At 43.1% G+C, this 25,340-nt stretch carries 15 protein-coding genes; 5 read left to right on the forward strand and 10 right to left on the reverse strand.

All coding sequences use genetic code 11. The annotated features are described in order from the left end of the window. Nucleotides 1–11: 11 nt before the first annotated feature. Nucleotides 12–1,871: a tetratricopeptide repeat protein gene (locus DTQ70_RS11625; RefSeq protein ID WP_164489979.1), complete on the forward strand. Its 1,860-nt coding sequence runs from the start codon at nt 12–14 to the stop codon at nt 1,869–1,871. Between the two features lie 40 nt (nt 1,872–1,911). Here DTQ70_RS11625 and namA read toward each other — a convergent pair whose 3' ends face one another. Further along, a complete protein-coding gene (gene namA / locus DTQ70_RS11630; protein WP_122930951.1) occupies nt 1,912–2,988 on the reverse strand; it encodes an NADPH dehydrogenase NamA in 1,077 nt (358 codons plus the stop codon). Between the two features lie 200 nt (nt 2,989–3,188). On the opposite strand from namA, the gene DTQ70_RS11635 reads away from it, so the two are divergent. Continuing rightward, nucleotides 3,189–4,139, forward strand: coding sequence for an RraA family protein (locus tag DTQ70_RS11635; RefSeq protein ID WP_122930952.1), 951 nt, complete (start codon nt 3,189–3,191; stop codon nt 4,137–4,139). 59 nt (nt 4,140–4,198) lie between these two features. Continuing rightward, nucleotides 4,199–5,473 (forward strand): mandelate racemase/muconate lactonizing enzyme family protein, encoded by a 1,275-nt coding sequence (locus DTQ70_RS11640; protein ID WP_122930953.1) that lies wholly within the window; start codon nt 4,199–4,201, stop codon nt 5,471–5,473. 47 nt (nt 5,474–5,520) lie between these two features. Here DTQ70_RS11640 and DTQ70_RS11645 read toward each other — a convergent pair whose 3' ends face one another. From DTQ70_RS11645 to DTQ70_RS11675, 7 genes are all read right to left on the reverse strand, one after another. After that, nucleotides 5,521–6,624, reverse strand: a complete 1,104-nt coding sequence (locus DTQ70_RS11645; protein ID WP_122930954.1) for a hypothetical protein — start codon at nt 6,622–6,624, stop codon at nt 5,521–5,523. Between the two features lie 12 nt (nt 6,625–6,636). Continuing rightward, a complete protein-coding gene (locus tag DTQ70_RS11650) occupies nt 6,637–8,520 on the reverse strand; it encodes a zinc dependent phospholipase C family protein (RefSeq protein WP_122930955.1) in 1,884 nt (627 codons plus the stop codon). 12 nt (nt 8,521–8,532) lie between these two features. Beyond that, nucleotides 8,533–9,873 (reverse strand): hypothetical protein, encoded by a 1,341-nt coding sequence (locus DTQ70_RS11655; RefSeq protein ID WP_122930956.1) that lies wholly within the window; start codon nt 9,871–9,873, stop codon nt 8,533–8,535. Between the two features lie 42 nt (nt 9,874–9,915). Continuing rightward, a complete protein-coding gene (locus tag DTQ70_RS11660) occupies nt 9,916–10,365 on the reverse strand; it encodes a hypothetical protein (RefSeq protein WP_122930957.1) in 450 nt (149 codons plus the stop codon). Nucleotides 10,366–10,568: 203 nt separating this feature from the next. Then, nucleotides 10,569–11,114, reverse strand: coding sequence for a hypothetical protein (locus tag DTQ70_RS11665; RefSeq protein ID WP_122930958.1), 546 nt, complete (start codon nt 11,112–11,114; stop codon nt 10,569–10,571). Nucleotides 11,115–11,142: 28 nt separating this feature from the next. Beyond that, nucleotides 11,143–11,682, reverse strand: a complete 540-nt coding sequence (locus DTQ70_RS11670; RefSeq protein WP_122930959.1) for a hypothetical protein — start codon at nt 11,680–11,682, stop codon at nt 11,143–11,145. A 27-nt stretch (nt 11,683–11,709) separates the two neighbouring features. Beyond that, nucleotides 11,710–12,486: an OmpA family protein gene (locus DTQ70_RS11675; RefSeq protein ID WP_229600120.1), complete on the reverse strand. Its 777-nt coding sequence runs from the start codon at nt 12,484–12,486 to the stop codon at nt 11,710–11,712. A 550-nt stretch (nt 12,487–13,036) separates the two neighbouring features. Between DTQ70_RS11675 and DTQ70_RS11680 the strand changes: the two genes are divergently transcribed. After that, nucleotides 13,037–13,366 carry a hypothetical protein gene (locus tag DTQ70_RS11680; protein WP_164489980.1) on the forward strand — a complete coding sequence of 110 codons (330 nt, stop codon included), beginning with the start codon at nt 13,037–13,039 and terminating at the stop codon, nt 13,364–13,366. 94 nt (nt 13,367–13,460) lie between these two features. Here the strand turns inward: DTQ70_RS11680 and DTQ70_RS11685 are convergent, their stop codons facing one another. Together DTQ70_RS11685 and DTQ70_RS11690 are read right to left on the reverse strand one after the other, a co-directional pair. Beyond that, nucleotides 13,461–16,880, reverse strand: a complete 3,420-nt coding sequence (locus DTQ70_RS11685) for a DUF4175 family protein (RefSeq protein WP_122930962.1) — start codon at nt 16,878–16,880, stop codon at nt 13,461–13,463. A gap of 262 nt (nt 16,881–17,142) precedes the next feature. Beyond that, nucleotides 17,143–19,344, reverse strand: coding sequence for a penicillin acylase family protein (locus tag DTQ70_RS11690; protein ID WP_122930963.1), 2,202 nt, complete (start codon nt 19,342–19,344; stop codon nt 17,143–17,145). Between the two features lie 115 nt (nt 19,345–19,459). Between DTQ70_RS11690 and DTQ70_RS11695 the strand changes: the two genes are divergently transcribed. Beyond that, nucleotides 19,460–25,282 (forward strand): leucine-rich repeat domain-containing protein, encoded by a 5,823-nt coding sequence (locus tag DTQ70_RS11695; RefSeq protein ID WP_164489981.1) that lies wholly within the window; start codon nt 19,460–19,462, stop codon nt 25,280–25,282. Nucleotides 25,283–25,340 lie beyond the last annotated feature (58 nt).

A 25,340-nucleotide genomic window follows, 5' to 3' on the forward strand; every position in this document is an offset into this window, starting at 1 on the left:
TAGCCCCAAAAATGAAACCCTATATTCTCGTTCTTTTGGTACTCATGACTCAAAGCCTTTGGGGTCAGAAAACATACGAACAACTGCTCGTTGATATTAAAAAACACAGCCCTCAAGACAGTATTCGGGTAGAATTGCTCGTGGACGCTTGCGTAGCTGCCACTTTTCGGGCCGACACGTTGGTGTTAAAAATGGCTACAGAGGCCAACCAGTTGTCCAATAAATTGGGTTATGAGAAGGGAAAAATCAGATCACTAAACTGTCTGGGGAATTACTATTTTAGCCGTGCCCTCAACGACAAAGCGATAAATTATTACCTCCAAGCGCTCCGAATCGCTGAAAAAAGGAATGATTTTGAAAATATCGTCATCGGAAAAAGTAATTTAGCCAACGTTTTTTCTCATAATTTTGAAGACCAAAAAGCCATCAAATTATTGAACGAATGTGACCAGCTTTTAATCAAAAATGGGCAAATTTTCACCCAAAGCAGGGCTGCTATTCTGACCAACTTGGCCAATTCTTACTTTCAATTAAAACAATACACCAAAGCGATTCAAACCTACAACGAGGTTCTTGCTATTTGTCAAAAATTGAACATCGGTTTTGGACTGGCGCTTACACTCGACAACCTTGGCAAAACCTATTTTGAGTTGAAACAATACCCAAAAGCCCTTGATTATTTTGAAAAAGCCAAGATTGAAATAGAAAAACACCACGTTGATTTTGTCAGGGGGAAAAACCTCAATAACATAGGTAAAACCTACTCCGCGCTTGGTAATTCCATCAAAGGGCTGAAGTTTTTGCAACAAGCCAAGGTCATTGCTCTTCAGAATCAGGACAATGAGGCGCTTCGAGATATTTATTTTGAAATGCAAAAAGGATTCGCCCAAACCAATCAATTTAAAGCCGCTTTCGAGCATTTAGAAAAATATAGTATTCTAAAAGACAGCGTGTTTAGTTCGGAGAAAAACAAAACCATCCAAGAACTTAATACCAAATACGAAACCGAAAAAAAGGACAACGAAATCAAATCGTTGGCTCAACAAAAACAAATTTCAGAGCTTGAATCGGGACGAAAAACGGCCATTATTTACACTATTCTGGCTTTCTTGCTGGTTGGCAGTATGATGGCGTACGCGTTGTTTATGCGTTTTAAAACCCAAAAACAAAACGAACTCCTCACCACCCAACTCGAAGAAGCACAACGCCGTATTGAAATTGAACAAAAAGCGACCGAAAGCGAACTGAAAGCCCTAAAAAGCCAGATGAATCCTCACTTTATGTTCAATGCCCTCAATAGCATTCAAGAACAGTTTATGTACGGTGACAAAACACTTGCCAACGAGCAAATGGGGAATTTCACCTACCTCACTCGCCAAATTTTAAGTATTTCAGGAAAAAAACGCATCACGCTGGCCACCGAAATTGAGCTTCTTACGAAATATCTTGAACTCGAAAAAATGCGCTTCTCGGAGGGTTTTAGCTACGAGATTTCACTGGATGACCAATTAGATGAAGATTATCACCAACTTCCACCCATGTTGATTCAGCCGTTCGTTGAAAATAGCATCAAACACGGATTGTTGCATAAAAATGGCGACAAACGGTTGTCAATCATGTTTTCGATGGACGAAACGGAAGAACATATTATATGCGTGGTAGAGGATAACGGCGTCGGAAGGGCAAAATCAGCGGAATTGAAACAAAAACGATTCGCTTCGCACGAATCGTTTTCAACGGCTGCCACTTCCGAGCGACTTAGGCTTTTAAGTTCATCCTTAAACTCCCAAGAATTGGTGCATTACGACGATTTACTAGATGAACTAGGTCAAAGCTTGGGCACGCGTGTCACGCTCAAAATTCCGCTTTAGTGCCTTATCCTGAGAAATGATGGTGTATTAAATCGCTTATTTATCCCCGTTTTCCTCTTAAATATTGAACAGGCACATTCACGTCGTCTCCTAGTTCATACGCGGCATTCTGGGCAAAATAAGGGTTTCTCAAAATTTCTCGTGCAAAAAAAATCAAATCGGCTTTGCCCGTTTGAAGGATTTCATTGGCTTGGTCTGCCGACGTAATTAGCCCTACCGCTCCCGTTTTAATTCCCGTTTCAGCTTTAATCCGTTCGGCAAATGGTACTTGATAGTTAGGGGCAATGGGAATCGCGGAAGGAGCAACAAAACCACCCGTTGAGCAGTCAATGAGGTCCACTCCTGCGTCCTTCAACAAATGCGCCAGTCGCACCGAATCATCACCCGTCCAGCCATCTTCCCGCCAATCGGTGGCCGAAATACGCACAAAAAGGGGCGTTTCGGACGTAATTATTTGTTTCACAGCCTCTACCACTTGGAGCAACAACCGTGCTCGGTTTTCAAAACTACCGCCGTATTCGTCGGTTCGATGATTGGCCACGGGAGATAAAAACTCGTTCAATAAATACCCATGCGCCGCGTGAATTTCAATGACATCAAACCCTGCCTCCAGCGCCCGTTGGGTCGCTTTTTTAAAGTCTAAAATTACCTTTTCAATGTCGGAAATTGATAATTCTTGAGAGTACGTTTTATGGTCGCTCAACAAGGTCGCACTGGGTGAAACGGGCACCCAACCGCCATTTTCTACCGAAACATAGCGCCCACCGTTCCAAGGCACTGCTGAACTTGCTTTGTAACCCGCGTGGGCCAGTTGTACACCTGACATTGCTCCTTGGCTATGAATAAAGCGATTGATTCGACGAAGGGGTTCGATGTGGTCATCTGACCAAATTCCTAAATCGCCCACCGAAATGCGCCCTTCAGGGGATACAGCCATCGCTTCGGTGATAATCAGGCCCGTACCGCCCACCGCACGGCTACCCAAATGAACCAAATGCCAATCATCCGCAAAACCATCGGTGGCTGAATACTGGCACATGGGCGACATTACAATTCTATTTTTGAGGGTAATTCCCTTTATTTTCAGGGGTGAAAAAAGTGTGTTATCCGTCGTCATGGTTAAAACTGTGTTTCTCACAAAACCTTTTTTGGGGGGTGAATAGTTTCGTCGCAGTTAAATACAGAAGCATGGCTAAAGATAGAGCAATCTAAACTTATCTTTTTTGTTTCACATTCATTCTAAAAGGATAAAGTAAGTTGAACTATAACCCTCCTTTTATAGTCGAAGATTCGTAACCTTAACCATCATCAGTAATCATGAAATTCGTATCCCTTTGTAAGGTGCTACTGCTATGCAGTTGCCTTTATTTTCCTGCCTTTGCCCAGCAAATTTCCAAAGAAGAGCTCCTTTTTCTCACCCCCGAATGGAAAGGCGAACGCTTCCCCGATGGCCGCCCCAAAGTACCTGACGCTATTTTAAAACGAATGCGCTTGGTCACCCACGAAGAAGCTTGGGCCGTTATGAAAGGTGAAAACTTTCGCTATCAATACGCCGAAGGTTGGCAATGTATTAATCCCGACAGCGTGCTGATTGGACGGGCGCTTACGGCTACTTTTATGCCTGGCCGCCCTGATGTTCATCGGGTTATCGACAAAAAAGGACACGAAAAAGACGGACGTATCAAATCCCAAAACGCTTGGCCGATTGACATGCTCGTCAGAGGAGACGTGTACGTGGTTGACCAGCTAGGTGCCCACGAAAATGGCCCGACGATTGGTGATAACCTTGGAAATTCTATTTATGCCAAAACGGGTAATGGAATTGTGTACGAAGGTGCTATCCGCGACATTGCAGGGCTAAAAGAAATTGGTGGATTTACTTCATATTTTCGGAGCTACCACCCTTCGCACCACCTCAACAACCCCGATGGTGACTTAAATACGACCCTCGTGGCCATCAACCGCCCTACCCGCATCGGAAAAGTCATGGTTATACCAGGAGATATTGTGCTAGGTCGCGATGGCGCTGTGACTTTTATACCCCCTCATTTGGCCGAAAAAGTAGTTACGGTTTCCGAAATTGTTCGTCTGCGTGACATGTTTGGGCACGAACGTCTCCGTCAACAAAAATACACCCCTGGGCAAATTGATAACCGTTGGTCTGACGAAATTGAAAAGGACTTTTCGCAATGGTTGAACGCCCACATCAACGAATTGCCCGTTCCCAAAGAACAAATTCAGGAATACCTCAAAAAACGGACGTGGTAACCTCCCTGACTTCAGTTGCAACATTACCTATCAGTTTACATAAACCTCATCAGTACCTCATGACATCACGCCGTAATTTTTTAACCAAGGGCGCTATTTCAGCGGCGCTTGGCTTATCGACCCTCCAAAGTTTTGGACAAGGACTGGAAACCGCCATCGAACGGACACCCCTTTCATCGGCTCCCTCAGACCTAAAAATCACTGACATCAAATGCGGATTTATTCGTGGCGGGCACAGCTTGTTTGTGAAGATTTATACCAACCAAGGAATTTACGGCTGCGGCGAAGGCGTTGACGCAACCCCAGGTACCTACCACTTGGTAAAAATGATGGGCGACCGAATCAAGGGAAAAAGCCCACTCAACGTACACCGACTTTTTGAGGACATTCGTCGTTCGGGCTATTTTGAAGGGTCACAAGCGGGCATGTACATTGCGGTACTTTCTGCCGTCGAAACGGCGCTTTGGGACCTCACTGGCAAAGCCCTCGGACTGCCAGTGTATCAGTTGTTAGGCGGAAAATTTCGGGATAAAATCCGCGTGTATTGCGATACAGGCGCCTACCGTACCAGCGGCCCCACACCCGATGATTTTGCCAAAGCGGCTAAAAACGCCGCAAAAATGGGATTTACGGCCGTAAAATTTGACATTGACGAACGCAACGACCCCAATAAATTTGATTCGTACAACTGGACGGCCAGCAATGGCGAACTCGAACGGATGTACAACCAAATCGCTGCCGTTCGGGAAGCAGTAGGCCCTAAAGTCGATATTTGTGTTGATATGCACGGACGATATGACACCACAACGGGCAAGCGTGTGGCCAAAATGATGGAGCCTTTGAAGCTATTGTTTTTGGAAGAGCCCTTTCCCGCCGACAATCCTGAAGCCTATAAAATTGTCCGCGATTCAACCCAAACGCCCATTTGTGCGGGAGAAAACCACTATTTAGCCCACGGTTTCCGTAAATTATTGGAATTAGGCGCGGTTGACATCGTCATGCCCGATTTACAAAAAGCAGGAGGACTCGGCGAAGGCCAACGGATTGCGAACCTTTCAAATCTTTATTACGTCCCCTTTGCGCCGCACATGGTAGCGTCGTATTTGGGGGCAATGGCGGCTTCTCACGTATGCGCAACCGTGCCCAATTTCCTCATTTTGGAATGGCAAATTTACTTCCATGAAGACCCGATGTTTAAGGAAATTGTCACGTTCGACGGCCCCATGGTGAAAGACGGCTACATTCCCCTTTCGGAAAAACCTGGCATTGGTGTTGACATCAACGAAGAAGGAATGCGAAAATACGCGCCCAAAGGCGTTCCTTTTTTTGAATAAATGGAATTTCCCCAACCCCCATATTGGAAAGGGTTGGGGAAATTAACCTAAGCCGTCACCACAAAACGAATTCCACCCACCAACTTGTTTTGGTCGGTATCTGTTAGTTCAATATCAACCACCACTGCCTCGTTGTTTTTAAGTTTAAAATCAGGAATCGCCACCTCAAGTTCTCTTGTTCCTTTCTCCAATTTAAAATCCCAGAGATTTTTACGGACGGGTGCCAAAATATTGAGCTTAGACACTTCCAAATTGGGATTTTTTGCGATGAACATCCGATCAGAGACACTTAATTGTACAGATGAGCGTGCAATCGTAGGGTTTAGTAACAACGCCGAACTGGCCCGCATTCTGTTTACTTCAATTCCTGCGTTTGCTTTCAGCGCCCTGACTGAAAAATCAGGAAGGACAACGGCTTCAAGTGGCGAAATCAGTCTCCGAAGCTGCGGTATTCGCGTACCTTTAATGACGTCCATTTTACGTGGAACTACTTTTACTTGAAAGTTTTTAGCCCCAACAAACTCATTCGTTATCAACATTTTAACAAAGTTATTTTGCTGAATAATATTCAGATTTTGCTGACCGATGTGCCTGTCAGCAACCACAGGAAAAGTAGTCGCCGACATTGGTAAGTCATTATTGACAAAACTAAACACCCTTGCAAAAAGACACCGATGCCCGATCATGGCGGAGGTTGCCACAATTGGAAACGAAAGGGTAGTATCGCCTTGGGCTTGCACTTGTGCCGTTTGTACGCCCAATAATGTGCCGTGAATGGGGTCAAAACCCAAGGATGGATTGCAGATAAAGAGTTCAACGTGGCACGAATAACAAGGCAAATCACCACCGTTCCGAACGGTAACGGCAATTTGGTAGTTTTTTCCCGCCACCAACTGGTTATTGGCAATGGGCGTAGTTCCGTCAAAAATTTCAATATCAGGACTCATCCAAAATACCGTACCACTAGGCATGGGGCGGTTGCCCGTATCCGAATCATACCCTTTGATGTACAAAAATGTTTTATCGCGATAAGGCTTGGGCGGGCGCTTTTCGTGCTGACGCATCTCTTTAAAATCACGGCTATTTTGAAAAATTTCTATGTTTTTCTTGGCCTTCTGACGACGCTCACGAATAAATTTAAGAGTTTCCATAAGAAGTTTGGTTTAGAGAATGGTAGAAGAATTTGGGCTAATAATGTCAGTCTGAACGTGCTTCACCGTTTCACTGGGCAACACTGCCACCGTCGGCGCTGCAGGGTCGTTGAGCGCGGTATCGTCCTTAACTTTACGCCAGCACAAATACCCCACTCCCCTATCTCCATCCAAATTAAAATCAGGAATCTTTTCACCATTTAGGAACTCACGGTACAAAAAAACCGAAAAATCAATGGCATTCCCGAGCGTGTCTCCTACCACTTTTCGCTCCATGCGGTCAAACCGACTCTGAATGTCGGAGGAGGTATCAGCGGGCGTAATTTTGTCCCTAAACTCCTTCAGTTCTTTATAAATCTCCTTTTCAAACTTTATTTGCCCTTGGATATAATGCAAATTGGTGGCCTTGTAGTAGCTACTCGGCGCACCCGTTGTGGCATCGGGTTCGAGCTCGGCAAGTGCTGGTACAGGATACACCAAGTGGCAATCTTGCTCCAAACCTTCCACCTCAAAAAATCGCGTAGGATACATTGCAAGCAAACTATTGGCGGTTTGTCCCATGTTGTCGGGCAAATAACTCGCTACCGTATGTTTTGACAAATAATGCCCCAGCTGCGCTTTGGTAGGAAAAGCAAGGCCATTTAGCACCACTCCTTGATAGAAATTCATGTAGGCATTGTAGAGGCTTTCGTAGGCCAGAGAAATCAAAAATCGGATGGGGGCTGCGCCTAAAGTAGTGATAGCTCCCGCCAAAAAGTCAATCAATGCCGCCGCCAACAACGCTCCACCAAGTACCAATGCCGCTAAAAATTCTAGAATAGACGCCAGACTAAAATCACCTGGAGCGGCACCCGACACCATGTCACCAATGTCGCTTACGTTATCAGTAAACGTTTCCCACACTTCCGCAATTTCGGCCGTAAATGAATAAGGCACTGGCGGAGGCAACTCCCCACTTTGCGTCGTATTTTTAAACCATTTCAGCCACATTCGATACACATCGTCGAGGTCTTCCTCGGTCATTTCAGCCCCATATTGCGAATCGTTATTTTTGAAATAGACTTCTTTGATACTTTTCAAAATGAGGTTTCTCACCCCATCGGGCAGCTTTGTTTCACTCCCCATCACGTAGTCTTTCCAAAGGTCACTTTCTACAAACTCTTCTCCCGAGCGCATTTCTTTAAAAGCGTACGTATCTTGGTGATTCTCCACAAATTTGTGGCGCTGGGCGTGGGTTCGGTACGGCCCTCCCGACATGATATTGACAAACGGATGCCCCACCGTATCCGCTGCAAAGTGGGTCAAATAACCAATGGCGTAAGCGTGTTCGGCTGTGCCAGGTGTCGCATTTTTGAGCAGGGTTTGAGCAAACTGTCCCGTGCGCCGATAATGCAGCGTATCGAACCACCACCAAATATCGTGAGGTTGTCCCACGTCCTGAATCGGGTGTTTAAGCTGATTAAAAACATTGACCGTGTCTGTCAAATACTTAATCGCCGCTTGTTGCAAGGTCGATTGGAGCAGCCCCAACAATGCCTGCGACTCACCCAAAAGTTGTTGAATTTCGGTGATGGTAGAGGAACGTGCCGCGACGTTATCCCAAACCGCTTCCAGGGTTTCTACGGCAGCAATCAGTTCAGGGGGAATGATTTTCAAAATTTCTTTTTTGAATTCTTCCATAAAATCCACCGCGTCAAAATACAACCTGACGAGTGTACGTAGTTCGGGACTCAAATCTTTGGTGTTGAAAAACAAAGGATCGGGGCCTTGGGCACCAAAATGTAAATACGGGGCAAAATCAGCTAGTAATTTTGCGGCGTCGGGAGTCAGATGAAGGGCATGTATGCGTTTAGCCACTTCATCCGATATCAAGTGATGGACAGCTGGACCTGGCATAATTTTAGAGCGTTAACGTTGTGAATTTATTTTTTGTAAAGCACCATTGTATTTAAACATCAGCGGAGTAACTCGCTGCACTTCAAGCGATTGTGGCGACACTTTTGTATAAGTCGAAATTTTTTGCTTGTACGTTTTTTCAACTTGGGCTGGCGAAACAGTCATCAATTGAGGAGAAACGCGCACGTAAATATCCTTCACGTTGATTTTTTTCTCCTCTTGCATTTTTGCCAAGGTGGCTATTTTCAAAAAATCATACTTGGAATACCAACCTGGGTAAAATGGCTTTTTAGGCCCTGACGGGCTACTTGGTTTACAATCTGCCACCAGCGGGTCTGACGTTGGAATGGTTTCGGGCGTGGGTGCGGGTGGATAAAGAATCGCCGAAATCTCGTTGATAGCCACCTGCTTACCTCGCGCTACCTCGGCACTGACAGTGGCTACGCGGCACATATCAAGGGCTTCGAGGGCTTTCATGCCAATAATGTGCAAATCGGCGGTGCTTGCGCCGTTGTTTTTTTGGGTCACAAATTGGGCATAATAAGCGTCGCCTTCTTCGCAGTACTTTTCCCATTTTGGGATTTTAATTTCTTTTCCTGCGATTTTGGCCATGGCCGAACTAGACACCAGTACCGTGCCCATCCCAATCATCACCACCGTTACAAACCCCATCACTATTTTTTGGTGGGTTTGCATCCGATTGATGTTTTGTTTGTACAGGGTACGCACCATCCAAAAAAGTAAAATAAAAATAGCGACCAATAACCCGATGCGTATGGCATTTTCGAGGGTTTTGTCAAGCACAACCACCACACTGTTTGTACCTTGGTCAATAATTTCAACGGCGCCAATGCGCACCCTGTCAATCGTTTGTTGGATAACGACCGAGGTTTTATCAATCAGCTCAATCATGGCATCTTTGATTTGCGCAATCCGTTTTGCCAAGACCTCATCAAGACATTTGACGGCATCGCGTACCATTTGATTGACTTCCGCCAGCAGTTTTCGGGCTTCTTGGGTGAGGGTTTGAATAATGGCTCGTATCTCGGTAGAGGCCGCCTTCAAGACGTCGATGGAGGCATCTTTGATGTTGCTAATTTGCTGCGTAATTTTATCATTTAGCTCATCAACGGTTCGCCGTAGCTCAATCCCCAACTGCCCCGTTAGCCCTTGCGTAACGTCTTCGAGTTGCTGAATCAAACGCTGAAGTTCTTCAATCGGGATTTTTACATCCACATCGGCATCGGCCATAGCACGCCCCATTTTTAGTGGAAATAGGCATAAAATAAACGACATCCCCAAAAGCAAAACCTTGAGTTGTCGATACGACACATTGAATTGGGTTGACTTCATAACATGAAAGTTTAGGTGTAAAACAAAAGGTTAATGCGTACGTTACTGGCACACTCCTTGGGAGTTTGGATAGGTAAAAACGAACCTTGGACTGTGCTTGTCGTCCATTTTGCAGCTACATTGGCTCGACCAACTGTCGGCCTGAACCCGCACAGTCCACGTCCCGTATTTCAGGGCAACTCGGGTAATAGAAGGATTGGGATGTACACTCCCCGCTTTGATTTCGTAAGAGCGATTGACGCTAAAAGCCGTCTCGCCAAACTTTGAATCACTGTTTTCTAGATTCCCTGAATAGCTCACCGTAACGTATTTTTTTTCGCCACTGGTTGAAAGCTGTTCAAGCCCCGTTACATTGACCACTACTTGGCCAGAAACCGTTTCGGCAGGTTCACCTACGGTCGCATCCAAACAAGCGCAACTCAGAAAATTGGAAGAAGATAAAACCAGAAAAAGGAGGCCGATAGCGCCTCTGACAACAGGAAGGATTTTCATAACAATCACAGTTTAAAGTATTGAAACAAACCTAATTACCTGATTAGTACGCGATGTACTAATCAAAACTAGCTTGAATGCGGCCTAAACTGGATGTTAAACTTAGTTAGCGGTATTTGGATTTATTAAACGGTAATAAAAAAGCCCCAAAAAGGGGCTTTCATTTAATTGTGTAAAATTTTAGAGCGGAGCGTTTGGATTATTTATTCCAATCTACCTTTATTCAGCTCTTCTTGCCAAGCCTTTAGCTCATCCCATTTGCCATCGCGCGCCAGGGCTGATTGTTTTGGCCAAGTAGTTGGGTCGTGCATTTGGAAGCGGGGCCCTGCGGCGTCTAATATTTCTTTGATTCGCTCGGGGGCAGTGGTGGCAAGTTGAGCAAAGGTAACAATGCCCTCGTTGTTGAGTAGCCCTTCGATTTTCGGCCCAATGCCTTCCACAATTTTTAAATCATCGGGCACGACAGGCACAACGGGTTCGGGCGCAAGGGAAGCCAGTGGCGCAGGAGCAACTGGAACTTCAACGGGTGGTTGTGGTTGTGCTACTTTGACCAACACTTTTGACTTTTTACAATCGTCTAAAGCGGTGCGTTTTGCGTCAATATCAGCGTGTAAACTTTCTATTTTGACGGCAAAGGTTCGCTGTCCTAGCCACCAACCAATGTAAGCAGCCAACGCAAGTAGTGCAATTGCTTCTAAACCTGCGACCCAAAAATTTTGACTTAAAGGAGTTACTTGTAATATAATCATGGTAAAAGTCAGTTTGAAAGTAAAACCATTATCCCTTGCGGCCTTTGTTGAGTTCGTCTTGCCACGCTTTCAATTCCTCAAACTTGCCATCGCGGGCCAATGCCGATTGCTCAGGCCAAGTAGTGGGGTCGTGCATTTGAAAACGCGAGCCTCCAGCCACCAATATTTCTTTGATACGCTCTGGTGAGGTCGTTGCAAGTTGGGCAAAAGTCAGAATACCCTCATTATTGAGTAATTCTTCAATTTTTGGCCCAATTCCTTCCACAATTTTTAAATCGTCAGGAACGACAACGGGTTCAGGAACAACCACGGGTGCAATTGACACTGCGACAGGTACCACCGTTGCGGCCTCGACCTTGACAGGCTCAGGTGCTACTGAAATCACTTGTGTTTTTTGGCAATCGTCCACTGCCGCATCCAAAGAGGCTAGTTCTGCCTCTAGGTTTTCTACTTCGCTTTTTTTGGTGATATAGCCAATAATGTACCCCAACACCGCCGCTATCACAACCATGAGTATATGCTGCCACCACGCACCTGCTTGTTCAAAAGGATTAAAATGTCCGTACATAAAAGTCAAATTTGAATGAGTAAATGTTTATTGAACCACAATACTTACACGTCGATTGGCTTTGCGGCCTTCGGGGGTATCATTGGATGCCTTGGGCTGGGTTTCGCCTTTGGCTTCGGTCGATAGTTGGTCAGCAGCGATGCCAAATTTTACAAAAGCTGACTTCACGCCCGCGGCGCGTTTGCCCGAAAGTGCCAAGTTTTTATCGTCAGCCCCCACGTTATCGGTATGCCCCGTCAACGACAGCTTTTTATCTTTGTGCGTAGCTAGGTATTTTTTAGCTTCATCCAAAAACTTCTCATTGTCGGGTGTATGGATGTAATCAGAACTTCCCGTTTTGAAGTACAAATCCATTGGTTTAAAAACATCCTCGTATTTTTCGGCGGCGGCCAGCGCTTCTTCTGATTTTGGAAGGGCAAGGCTATCAAAACCAAATTCCATTCCGTGTGTAGAATCATCGACGCTAAACTGCAAATCAATCATCCTACTTGCCGTTTGGAGCTGCGCTGCTGGCACACCTGCATCAACAAGATACTTCTTGAGTGCATCAGCACGGGCCAAACCCAAATCGGGAAAAGTAGTGTTGTTTTGCTCAATAGACGCATACAAGCCCGTGACGGTCAGTTTTCGACCTGGGTTTGCTTTGAGGTAAGCAGCCAACGAATCTAGCTCTTTCTTCACATTGGTGTAGTTGGGATCGACTACCGATTTCTTAAAACCAAAATTCAGCGGTGAACTTAGGTTGAGCTGGGCGCCATCAACAATAGACAGCGGGGGATTCACATAAGTGGGAGCTGTAGTCATAGTTGAGGGACCATCACACAGGAGTTTGATTTTACAAACGTGCCAGTAGGTAGCCCCACCTATCCAGCCAACAAGCAGAATCCAAGCAAGCGTTTTGACACCTGAAGACATAGTACGTAATGAGGGGATTGGTGGTGAAAAGGAGAATTTGCACTTACGACGGTGAAAATAAGGATAAGTATCACAAAAACAATGATTTATCTATTTTTCTTCTATACGTCCCCGCTGCTATCTTTGCAAAGTTCAATCAACACGGAATAATACCACATAACAAACAAAATTTTATTTTGTTTTAAATTGCACTTTATCTATTTTTCATTTAATTATTATTATTAAAGTATCAGTATTTGGTATATTTTAAGAATATTATTCTGTTTTATAAAATTTCACCAACCGCTCATCCCTTAAAATAATCCACTTATCCATTTTCAATTCTTCAACCCAAAAAAAGGCTGCACATTTGCATTGTCATCAGAACAAAAACATCTCTGATACACCACAACAGCCGAAAGCAGATTGCTAAATCGTTAATTTTAAACAGAGTACCACTATGAAATCCATTATGATTGCCCTTGTTTTAAGTGTTTCGACACTTGGACATTTCGCAGAGGCCCAAGATGGCAAAAGCCTCCGCACCCAAACACAGATTGCCGAACAATTGATGGCTTCTTTGCCAACACACGATAACTTTACAGAGCCTACGTCAGCTGTATTATTCTCTAAAAATGATTTGCGCCTAATCGCAACACTGCCAACGCAGGATGTAAACGTAGAGATTCCAACCATTGTCGTAGAAAACGTGGCAGTAGCCAAATCAACCGTTATTGCGCCTTCTTCCGCAAAAACAGAAGTAAAGAATACGACTCGCGCTGACAAATAGGCGTATTGAAATAAATAAGTGTAAGTGTTTGCAATTGGAATACATGAAAAAAGGCGGGTTAACCCGCCTTTTTTCATGTATCAGTCTTCTATCCTTACTTTCCGCCCGTTTTTCGGAAATAATTGTCGGCTTCTCGTTTGTAGAAAGGTGCAAAACTTGGCGGCACCGTGCGTAACAGCTCCGTTTGACGTTGCTTTTCTTTGACGTATTGTTCAAAAGCCGCAGGCGGGGTTTTGGGTTGAGGCTTAGCCGTTTCTGATTTGCGCTGGTTGTCTTCCTCTTGTTGACGGAGCGCTTTTTCCGACTCCAACAACCGCGTCACAATCTCTTCTTGGCGTTTAATCAAATTAGGATTCACCCGCTTATTCACCAAATCGGTTTCGGTTTCGTCCATTTTTTGCATCAAATCTTTGACTTCATTGCCCAGCTTTTTACCAGCTTCTGTCCCCTTCTGTGAATCCATCAGTTCTTTCATCATCTGACGAATCATGGCTTGTTCTGCCGCCATTTTAGCCAACTGTTCCGACATTTGACGCCCTCCCATGCCACCTTGGCCACCTTGTTGGTTTTTCTGAAGTTGCTGAATCCGCTGGTTTAGTTGCTTTTGTAAATCACCCATGCTTTGCCCTGGGTTCTTACCTTTTCCTTTTTTACTACCTTTCCCTGGCATACTCATGGCCATCATAGCAGCTTGCATTTGTTGAAGCGTTTGGCTCAACATCAACGACAAATTGTTCATCGACGTCATCGCAAATTGCTGCTTGCTGGTGGCCATATTCAGACGACGTTCGCGAATAAAACGTGTACTTTCCGTCATGTGAAACTTCATGTCGTTCAGTTCGCGGGTGACAAAAGTCTGAATTTGCATCACTCGTTTCGCCAACGCGTAGAGGCTATCTTCAATCACCTTGGCGTCGTCTTGTAGCTTGAGTTGGTCTTGTGCCAATTTGACAAAACGAGGGTCTTGCAGCCCTACGCCGCGAAAATCTTTCATTACGCGTTCTTGGTCAAACGACAAATGAATGAGGTTTTCGAGAATATCACGGAGGTTGTCAATGTTCTCGTCCATCGCTTCCATTTCGGCACTTTCCATCGACTCCTGCATTTTCTGCGCCATTTTTCTCATCGACTTCGCCGCATTTTTCTGCGATTTAGAGGCGCTCTTGTTTTGCTTTTGTTGCAACTGTTTCGAGCTGTTGTCTTGTTCCTGATCGACATCCTTTTGGTCTTCTTTGCCCGTATCAATGTCATTTTTATCGTCTAGCTCTTCATTGAGTTTTTCAAGTTCCTCAATGTCTTTTTTGGTTTCGTCAAACTCTTTGTTCAACTCTTCCTGTTCTTTTTTGAGCTCTTCTTGTTTCTGCTCCTGTTCTTTGTTTTGACCGTCTTTATTTTGTTGGTCTTTACCCTTTTGGTCTTTCTCTTTTTGCTCTTGTTCTTTGGCCAACTGTTCCGCTTTTTCGGCAAGTTTTTCTTCTTTTTCCGCCATTTCGTTCAAATCCTTCTGAATTTGCTCGGCTTTTTGCTGCACCTGCATTTGTTTGAACATCTCAAGGGCTTTCTCAATTTCCTTTTGCGCGTTGAACTCCTTGTTTTTCAACTTGTTCATCAACTCTTGCATCTTGTCATCGCGCTGCTGTTGATCGAGCAATTTTTCAAGTTGTTCGTACAATTTTTGCGTTTCTGGATCGAGCAACTCTTTCATCAGTTTTTGCAACTGTTCCATTTTTTGCTTCATCTCAGGACTTTGCTCCGAAAATCTATCCTGTTTCTCTTGCGAAGTCTGCGCTTGTTCCTGCATACTTTTCATGTCGTTTTGCAGTTCATCGCGTTTTTTCAACAAGTCTTCAATTTGCTTTTTATCCTTGAAATCCAACTCTTTTTCACTCTTCAAACGTTGGTCGAGTTTTTCGATTTCTTTTTGTAGGCTCTTTGCTTTTTGAAGGGTTTTGTTGATTTGGGCTTCGGTTTTTTCGGCTGATTTTTCGGCTTCAGCCCGCACCTCTTCTTTCGACGGAACGGCAAAATCAATCATGCGCGACTTAGCGGATTTAGGCCCGTTTACGCCGTCGTTGTCCCACACCTGAACGTAGTATTCGATGCGGTCGCCAGGTGTCAGGCGAAGACTATCCACAAACCATTGAAAATAAAACGTTTGGCTAGTTGTTGCTTTGTTAAAAGGAATACTAAATCCTTTGTAAGCCACCTTTTTAGGGTCAGTTTTGTCGGTTTTGCGGCGCAAATTATAAAAGACCCGAAGGTTAGAAAAGCCATAGTCGTCGGCTATATTTCCTCCCAACACAAAATAATTATACAAGGTCGTATCTTGGTAATTCTCAAGGGTCAGCGTTGGGTGCTTGTCGTTGATGACATTAAGGAAATAGCTTATTTTTTCGCGGTTTTGAGAATCATCGTTTTTGAGCTTGATTTCGTAATTTCCCGAGCGGCGCACCGTACGTTTAAACTCGTAGCCACCTGTCAGTTTACTCTCGGCCGTGTAGGCTTTTTGATCACCTTCAAAAGCCAATGACATGTCTTTGGTGGCATCTGTATTAAAATCCCAACTAATGGTTGTCCCTTCAGGAATCGTCAAATTCCCCACGTTGCTCAACTGTTCAGCGGGTTTTCCCAAATACGCAGGATAATTTAACGTAACATCAAAAGAAAGCAAACTTGGGCGTTCGGCGACGGTCAATTCATATTCTTTTGACTTATAACCCGCTGCCTCAAATTGAAAATCAATCGGACGTTGCACGTTTTTGAAGGTATAAGAATACGTATTGTTGTCTTCGGCATCAAGTTTAAACTTCGCTTTGTTATGAACTACATAAACAGCTTCTGGCAACGCCCCTCCTGCCAACGACAACCGAAGCGTAAAATCCTCATTACGAAACGCTTTCAGATTTGGATTATCTAATTGAAAAGTAAAAGGAGCGTCGTTAAATTCTTTTTCAAAGTGAATGATACGGTCAGAACTGCTTGCAAAAAAGCGGGGATTAATGGCCAAAACCAACGCTATGGCTGCCAAAGGATACACTGCATATTTGAGGTAACGGCGGTTTTGCTCAATTTTGATGGCATCCGAAAACCGCACAATCATCAATTGCTTTGATTTCTGTTGAATACTGGCTTCAATCAAGTCGGTTTGTTGTCCCGACAAGCCACGAAGCTGGAGGGTATTGATAAGTTTATCACCAATTTCGGGAAAAAAGCTCCCAATTTGGTTGGCTGCTTCTTCGTCAGATAGAGACTTTCGCAACCCCCACAAATGAAAAATGGGGATAGCTACCCACCGCACGAGGGCATAGCCCAAAATGCCAATAAATCCATAAAAAAGCGCAGCACGTACACCCGAACTAAATCGCCCAAAGTACTCTAACGTGTTGACAAACAGATATGCTGACAAAACAAAAGCGGCTGCAAAGATGACGCCTTTAATGAGCTGATTGAGATAAAATTTCCGTTTGTACTCACCAATGCGCTCCAGCAGTACGGAAAGGGTTGGGGTTGTCATAAATTCAATTTTTTTATTGGCTGGTGTTTAGTCAATAGTAAAATAACTCTTTGTACGAAGATACGTTTAAAGATAACGCAAAAATGATGCAAAAAGTAATGGTTTGCCAGAAAGATTCTGCGGATAACGCATTTTGGGGGACATCTTTGGGCTTTTTGCCGACGATTGCTATTTTTTATTTACTTGAACCATATAAGACATTTAAGGGATTATAAGAAAACCTTTTATGCTCTTATATGTCTTATATGGTTCATAAAAAACATTATTCTCCAGGTTTATAGGTTCGTTCGGCGTTTGCCAATACATCCTTTTTGTAAAAAAAGATTTCCTTAAACTGCGCATGGATATATCCATTGACTTGGTCGGTATAGTGAGGAGAAGTAGAATTTGTACTAGCTCCTCCTGTCAGCACAGTTTTGGCTTTCAATACTTTACCAAATTCAACCGCTGCCACAAACGTATTACCCGTAACGCCATAACGGGCCTTGGTTTGGGGTGATTTCCGACTCACATACGCATTGAGTGAGCCCATGTACCCTGGTGTAGCAGGCACTGCCCAGCTTTTCTCGGTGTCACTAAAAGGCTTCCCCTCCACTGGACGCTGAAAACGATTGATTTTTCCCCAAGAAACCTCCCAAGTACCAAAGTCTTTCCGCAACTCAGCAACTACTTGGCCAAGCATTTTCAGTTGCTCGGCAGGCGACAAAAAATCAACCGACAAATTGGAGCCGTTGGTTACGGAGTATTGTTCTTCATTTGTGATGGGTCTTGGCAACTTGGCCACGTTCATTTGTACCAATCGTTCTGTCCACAATACGGCCAAGGTCGTTGCCACAGAGGAGGTATCTGTACGATAATCCCAAGCGCTCAACGTTTTGATTGCCCCTGCCAAAGCAGCAAAAACCGTATCATTTTTCACCTTCTCGAAAGAGGAAATCAGCGAAGGAATAAAACGAGTAGCATTTGGCAAATAAGGGTCGTGAGCAGCCTTAATTACGTCGTCCAAAGTCGCATTTTGAAGCTGATTTAACACCCGAACGGCATTCACAGCCCTAGGAGTATTTCCGTCAGGAAGCATATAAATCGGCTTGCGGTTCATCACAGAATCAAACTCCCCTGCGGCATACAATGGGGTAGAATTACAGTTTTGTACCCAGCCGTTGGCAGGATTGATGTAATGTGGCAATTCTTCCAATGCGTGCGTTCCTTGCCATTCCGTTTCTTTAATACTGCCGTCCACTTGGCGTTTCCAGTCGTAGGAAGGGTTACGTTTTGGCACAAAATTGCCGTGCCAGTAGCCAATGTTGCCGTCGCGGTCGGCATAAACAATGTTGTTTCCTACCATCACGCGTTTGTTGAGCACCTTGGTAAATTGCTTCAGGTTTTTTGTCTTCATTTTCTGCCAGTTTACTGCCAACAAATCAATATTCGACTCTTGGGATTTGAGACTTATCCACTTTTTATTGCGTACTGCCACCACTGGGCCGTGGTGAGTACGGTAAATAGTGAATGTTTTTGACAACAACTCCTCTCCTTTTTTGTACTTCAGCGTCACTTTTGAGCTATCGACTGCTTTCGATTTCCCCTCATACTGATAAACATAGCCATTTCCTTGCTTTGTTACGGTCTCAGCATACAGGTCTTTCCCGTCCGACAGCGTCACAGGGTGCATCCAGCCCAAATGTTCGTTGAATCCCTGAAAAATATTGAATTGCCCCAAAAATGGCGCTCCGTAGGAATTAAGTCCTTCTTCGCTAACGAGGTGAATTTCGATACGGCCATAAAACTCTGAGTGGGGGTTGATGAGTAAAATAGCGTTTTTGTTTTGTGTCCGTGAAGGAGCAATCGCCCAGCCATTTGACCCACCTGCTTGCTGAAAATCATGTTCGAGCGACGGACTTAGGGAGGCCAATGAAACGCTGGCGTCTTTCCCGTAAAATGCCCGAAATTCGGCCTCGGTCAAGTTGCTGTTGGCAATGGAAGGGATGTTGTTCATCAATGCCATCCAAGGCTCAACGCGAGTCAGTAACCTGGGCTTTACTTGAGGATGAGAAATCAAATAAAAATTAATCCCAGCGGCGTAGGCATCGCACAATTTGCGCAACCATTTGGGAGAGCGTTGGTATAGTTGAAGGGCTTTGGTAGGATCAATAAACGTTCTTGCCCATAAATCTTGGTACAAATCCGATTCCCCGTTCACTTCTGCTTGTCGTCCAAGTCTGACTATCAATGAGTTTTCTACTTTAGCAAAAAACTCTTCGCACTGAACGTACATCATCCCAAACACGGCGTCGGCGTCAGTTTTGGTATATACGTGAGGTACCCCCCACTTGTCTTTGACGATGGTGATTTGGTTGGCTTGCTGTTGCAACTTGGCGACTTCTTCCGTTGAAAAAGTTTGGGCAAAAGCGAACGATTGTACTAAAAGACCAATAAGGGTTGGAAAAATAAAACGATGAAACATGATACAGTGTAAAGTTTAGGGTAACGAAAAAATCAGGTTTTTAACTTGTTTATCTGGAATTTGTGAGTTAGAATTGCTTACTATTCCAAGTAAATCTACTGAAAATATCCTTGCCATGAAACCTATTTTACTTTCATTAACTGTATCAAACATTTGCAAATGGCTTTTTTTAGTTTTGACGGGCATTGTGGGAACGTTTCCTACGCAGGCCCAGACCATTACCGACAATGCCTTTGCAGGAGCCATTCGAGAGGTGTGTCCAACTTGTATTGACGACGCCAACAAGCTGCTTTTCCCCGCAACGAGCCTTACGTCTTTGGACATTTCTAACAAAGGAATCAGTGACTTAACTGGGATTGGTGGGTTTACGTCGTTAAAATCACTGAATTGCCACAGTAACAAACTTACCCAATTACCCACCCTCCCGTCCACCCTGACGACCCTCCAGTGCGATGTCAACCAAATCACGAGTTTACCAACTTTACCTGCTGGTTTGACTACGCTGTCTTGCAGCTACAATCAGCTACCATTTTTGCCCAATCTTCCCACTACCCTAACGGCCTTGGCCTGCAACAACAACCAGCTTACCAACTTACCCGACCTCCCAAACACGCTGACATCGCTCACCTGTTCCAACAATCAGTTGGCGGCCCTGCCAAATGCCTTGCCTGCGGGTCTTAAAACATTGTTTTGTTTATCCAACAAACTCACCCAATTACCAACCCTACCAAACAGCCTCACGACTTTGTACTGTCAGGAGAATCAAATCAGCTGTTTGCCAGCCTTACCCAGTTCTCTGTCTGTTTTGTACTTAGATACCGATAAAATCAGCTGCTTACCCACAGTTGTTTCAGGCTTGAAGGTTTATAATGCGAGGGGAAATCTTGCGGAAGAGATGGGGATTTGTGTGACGATAAGCAATCCCGTTTTACTCACCGCAATTAAGAGTAGGTGTTCAGCTTGTTTTGACAATTGTAATAATTTAACCCCCTATGCTTTCACTTTAACTTATCTTGAACTTGATGGGCTTTCAACCAACTCACTTAGCGGGATTGAACATTTCAAGTCCCTACAGAACCTCTCATGTCGCTATGCTCAACTAGAAAGTTTACCTGATAATCTGCCAAATTCACTATTACGTCTCGATGTTCAGAACAATAAAATCACATCACTGCCTAATCTTCCTCCAAACATTCAACATCTGCAATTGGCACAAAACAAGCTTACTAAAATTGACAGTTTACCCGCTGCTCTTAGGCAGTTATATTGTAACAATAATTTAATTGCCTTTTTACCAAAACTCCCCTCAACACTTACACTCCTAGATTGTAGTAATAACCTCCTTCGTACATTACCTGCGTCATTATCCAATCTGAACTCACTTATAGCCTACAATAATCAATTAATTGAACTCCCTCCTATTCCTTCTCAATTAAGCACGCTGGATGTCAAATCTAACTCACTTACCAAGTTACCTTCTTTACCATCTCAACTTTCATCACTTTATTGCGATAATAATTCAATTACGTGTTTACCACTGCTTCCTAACTCAATTTATAGCATTTCTATTAATAATAATCCCATAAGTTGTATCCCAAATAAAATTATCGATCGTATTGTATATCTTAATGGAAAAGAACTACCGCTTTGTGGTATAGCTAACATCAATCTTATTGCTGCTGTCCAAAAAGTATGCCCTTCTTGTTTTGATGAATGTCTAAAAATAAAAACGGAAGAAATTGAGAAAATTACAAATCTCGATTTATCTGGACAGAATATTTCGTCACTTGAAGGCATTGATTTGTTTACATCGCTTGAGTCTTTAAACATCAGTAATAACCCAATCACTTGCCTCTATAATCTTCCTAAAAATCTGTTGAGCCTAACCATTGATACTGACAAAATTACTTGTATCCCCGATTCACTGCCAGCGCTAAAAGTGTATAATTCACTAGGTCAACTTATACCTACTCCTGAAAAATGTGTCAAAATTTTAGACAATGTATTAGCAAATAGAATCCGTAGTTCTTGTTATAGTTGTATAAATGAATGTAATATCCTTTTACCACGTTCTCAATCTTTAACTCAACTAACAATATATCAAACGAATGGTATTGAAGAGTTAGTAAAACTAAAGGCCCTAACTCATTTATCATGTTACAACTGTGAAGGTGAAAAACTACCAAATTTACCTAAAAATTTACGTTTACTAAATTGGTCAATCGGAAAATTAACTCGTGTTGAAAATTTACCTGATAGTTTAATAGAAGCTCATCTTTCGTCAAATCAGATTACTGAAATAATAAATTTACCTACCAAATTAAAAATATTATCTATACCAAACAACAAATTAAAAACTCTCCAAAATTTATCGATTTTTTTAGAAAAGATTGATGCTTCTAGCAATCAAATCTCGTCTATCGATAACCTCCCAAATACACTTATTGAACTTAATGTCCGATATAATCAATTAAGTTCGCTTCCAGACCTGCCTTCAACTTTACAAGTTATAAACTGCAGTCAAAACCCCCTAATTACTTGTTTACCCTTTTTGCCACGAGGATTAAAATCATTGGAAATATACGGAAATTCTGAAATCAAATGTCTTCCCAATAAAGTTGATAATCTTACATTAGGCACTAATTATACGAATCCACTACCTATTTGCGGTTTAGGTGATCCAAATTTAATCTTGGCGATTCGTGAAGTTTGTAATAATTGCTTCAACTCATGCTTCGAAATTAACTATGAAGAAGCTCTAAAGATAACAAATCTTGAGATTTCAGGCAAAGCTATAAACAATTTAGTCGGACTTGAAAACTTTCCCAACATTCAGACATTAAATATAAGCAATAATAATATCGTTTGTATTCCATTTTTACCCGAAAACCTTATTTCATTGACCATTGATGCTGAAAAAATAACCTGCTTACCCACACACAACCCCAATCTCAGAGTGTATGATAAAAGTGGGCAATTAATAAATACGCCTGCATTATGTCCAGAACGCATTTTTGATAGCAACTTTGCCCAAGCAATTAAACGGCAGTGCCCTACTTGCTTGGATGATTGCAACAACCTTTTACCGCCTGCCAAAACACTTGAGCAATTAAATATCAACTACAGTAACATAAAAGATTTGACAGGAATCATTGGTTTTCAGTCACTTAAAACTCTGTCTTGCAATAACAACAAATTAACGTTTCTTCCAGAACTTCCAAGCAATTTAACCTACTTAAATATATCTTATAATTCAATAAAAAAGCTTAATAATTTACCTGAAAGCTTGAATCAACTAGATTGCAATTCAAACAATATGTTAGAAATAGAGGAATTACCCTCTTCGGTTTCCAACCTTAACTGTAATTACAACTCACTCACGACTTTACCAAAACTCCCTCAGAGTCTTACTTATTTGTATTGTAGCAATAATAATTTAATAAAACTCCCAGAGTTCCCTTCCGAGGTAAACATTGTTGCTCTCAATCAAAATCCTCAGCTAGAGTGTTTACCATTCCTCCCCCAAAAACTAAGAAATCTCAGCATTTATAATACAAAAATAAACTGCTTACCAAATTCAGTAAGCGGGGTCTCCATTAATGCTAACCCTTCACTTCTCCCATTTTGTGGAATTTCGGACACAAATCTACAAAAAGCCATTGCAGAGAGCTGTCCGAGTTGTTTTGATGATTGTATGAGAATAAATACTAATGAAGCTCAAAAAGTAAAATCACTAGCCATTTCAGGAAAAAATATTACCAAAATTGTGGACTTACATTTTTTTCCAAATCTGGAATCGATTGACATTTCTAACAACCCTATTACCTGCCTTTCTCCCTTGCCAAACTCGGTATCTTCAATTAAAATTGATGAAGAAAAAATCAAATGTGTGTCAAGTGAAAATTTGAATTTAAAAGTTTTCAACTCAAAAGGTGAAATAATTCCTAAGCCATCAGCCTGTAGTACTTTTATTCATGACATAAACTTTGCCAATGCTATTCGGCGAAGCTGTTCAACTTGTATCGACGATTGTAATTATTTATTGCCGCCTGCCGCAACACTCACTTACCTATCAATAACCTACAGCAATATAACCGATTTAACTGGCATTGAAGGATTTGCGTCTCTTCAGTCTCTGTATGCTTCTGGAAATTTACTCAAAACATTACCCACATTGCCCTCTACTTTACGCACGCTCGAAGTAAGGGCTAATGCTCTACAATCCATTCCCTCTCTGCCTGATAATATTACTGAATTATACATCAGTAATAACTCCTTAACACAGTTACCTACGCTTCCAAACAGGTTACAAAGGCTAGATTTAATCAACAATAAAATTTCAGCAATTCCGACGCTACCCTCTACTTTAATAGACCTACGTTGCTCTTCTAATCAAATCACCTGCCTTCCATCCATACCCTTTTCACTTACTTATTTTCAATTCGACAGTCACAAAATTGGATGCTTAAAAAACCTAAAAAGCGGAATTTCATTGATTGGCTATAATAATGCTTCGTTTACCACTTACCCCGAATGTAGCAACCCCATTATTCTTTCGGACGTTACTGCCAATACCCCTAATCCTGTGACACCAAGCACAACCGTTTCATTGACTGTAAAACGCAACTATACAGGTACTGTAGCCATAAAATGGCAGCGTAAAAAATTAAACGACAGTGATTATTCTGACTTGAAAATTGATACCATCGCGACCGCTACCAATGCCGACTTTGTCTATACACTCCCCAACGTAACTGTCGCCGACAATGGCAGTGAGTATCGGTTGGTGGTCACTTCTGCTTGTTCTGGAACATTCACGGCCAAAGCATTTACGTTGGCGGTAAAAGATGAATCGCTGTCGCCACCCACAATCACGGCAAGCCCACGAGATACAGTCTGTTTATCCCAAACGATTCGGCTCACTTCCAATTGTCCTCCCACCTCCGCTACCCTTTGGAGCACAGGAGAAAACGCACCCTTTATCGACATCCATTCGTCCACGCAAACAAGTCGAACTTTTACGGCAAAATGCAGCACAGGCGCCATTCAATCGCCCGAAAGCCCCGTTAAAACCGTTGTTTGGAAACCTTTTGAGGTGATTCTCATCAACATTGGCCAGTCAAAAAGTGCAACCAAACAGGGGCAAAATGTTTCACTTTCTGCTTGGAACTCCCAATTTGTCACCCCCGACAATGGTCCTTCTTTGGCCTTTAGCTCACAAACAAACCCTAGCATCTATTATCTCGATAATCCCAACAAAATTCAACCTCGTTTTTGGACAGCTTACGTTGATATTTGTGATGTTTCTAACGAAGGTTCGGTTTCATTTGACATGCTAGCGACTCCAGAGATTGGTATTCCCGTTTCCTTCAATACGCATGAAAATAATGCACCCTATTTTATGTACGCCAATAGAGACGGTTTTACTGAGTTATATGCCCAAAACCACCCTAATTTTGGTTTCTACGCAGAAAACGAAAATAAACAAAACCGCTACGATGATGGACTAGCAGCTGGTTTGTACAAACTCAGTATTCGTTATTGGCCTCAAAAAGGGCTTGGACTCGCTCCTTCTTTAAGATTTCCACAGGGTATTTCCACTTCTTACCAAGAACACTGGTTTCGTATTCAATCAAAGATGAGGACTTCCTCGGCTAGGCGCTCCGTTGACTCATCGCCAGACGCCCCTTTATTTAGTATTACACCTAACCCAGCCACTACTACCGCCGTTTTAAGCGTGAAACAAGCCAAACACCAAGAAATTCAGTATGAATGGCTGGACCTTACTGGACGGGTTCATCATAAAAGTCAATTTGTCGCCGAAACAGACAATCACACGGAGCAGCTTAACATTACGCGCTTGCCAACGGGGCTTTATTTTCTACGAATAACCACCCCAACCCAGCAAGTAAATTTGAAAGTAACCAAACTAGATTAACCTCTCCAAAGCCGACCAACCGTCGGCTTTTTTTAGTACTTTCGCCTTCCTAAACTGA

It is taken from the genome of Runella sp. SP2, from assembly GCF_003711225.1.
Taxonomy (GTDB): Bacteria; Bacteroidota; Bacteroidia; order Cytophagales; family Spirosomataceae; genus Runella.

What these genes read in the sequence shown, in the direction of transcription:
- DTQ70_RS11625 (WP_164489979.1), top strand. Translation starts at nt 12, where the DNA reads ATGAAACCCTATATTCTCGTTCTTTTGGTACTCATGACTCAAAGCCTT.
- DTQ70_RS11665 (WP_122930958.1), bottom strand. Translation starts at nt 11,114, where the DNA reads ATGATTATATTACAAGTAACTCCTTTAAGTCAAAATTTTTGGGTCGCA.
- DTQ70_RS11660 (WP_122930957.1), bottom strand. Translation starts at nt 10,365, where the DNA reads ATGAAAATCCTTCCTGTTGTCAGAGGCGCTATCGGCCTCCTTTTTCTG.
- DTQ70_RS11695 (WP_164489981.1), top strand. Translation starts at nt 19,460, where the DNA reads ATGAAACCTATTTTACTTTCATTAACTGTATCAAACATTTGCAAATGG.
- DTQ70_RS11650 (WP_122930955.1), bottom strand. Translation starts at nt 8,520, where the DNA reads ATGCCAGGTCCAGCTGTCCATCACTTGATATCGGATGAAGTGGCTAAA.
- namA (WP_122930951.1), bottom strand. Translation starts at nt 2,988, where the DNA reads ATGACGACGGATAACACACTTTTTTCACCCCTGAAAATAAAGGGAATT.
- DTQ70_RS11655 (WP_122930956.1), bottom strand. Translation starts at nt 9,873, where the DNA reads ATGAAGTCAACCCAATTCAATGTGTCGTATCGACAACTCAAGGTTTTG.
- DTQ70_RS11645 (WP_122930954.1), bottom strand. Translation starts at nt 6,624, where the DNA reads ATGGAAACTCTTAAATTTATTCGTGAGCGTCGTCAGAAGGCCAAGAAA.
- DTQ70_RS11670 (WP_122930959.1), bottom strand. Translation starts at nt 11,682, where the DNA reads ATGTACGGACATTTTAATCCTTTTGAACAAGCAGGTGCGTGGTGGCAG.
- DTQ70_RS11640 (WP_122930953.1), top strand. Translation starts at nt 4,199, where the DNA reads ATGACATCACGCCGTAATTTTTTAACCAAGGGCGCTATTTCAGCGGCG.
- DTQ70_RS11680 (WP_164489980.1), top strand. Translation starts at nt 13,037, where the DNA reads ATGAAATCCATTATGATTGCCCTTGTTTTAAGTGTTTCGACACTTGGA.
- DTQ70_RS11685 (WP_122930962.1), bottom strand. Translation starts at nt 16,880, where the DNA reads ATGACAACCCCAACCCTTTCCGTACTGCTGGAGCGCATTGGTGAGTAC.
- DTQ70_RS11635 (WP_122930952.1), top strand. Translation starts at nt 3,189, where the DNA reads ATGAAATTCGTATCCCTTTGTAAGGTGCTACTGCTATGCAGTTGCCTT.
- DTQ70_RS11690 (WP_122930963.1), bottom strand. Translation starts at nt 19,344, where the DNA reads ATGTTTCATCGTTTTATTTTTCCAACCCTTATTGGTCTTTTAGTACAA.
- DTQ70_RS11675 (WP_229600120.1), bottom strand. Translation starts at nt 12,486, where the DNA reads ATGACTACAGCTCCCACTTATGTGAATCCCCCGCTGTCTATTGTTGAT.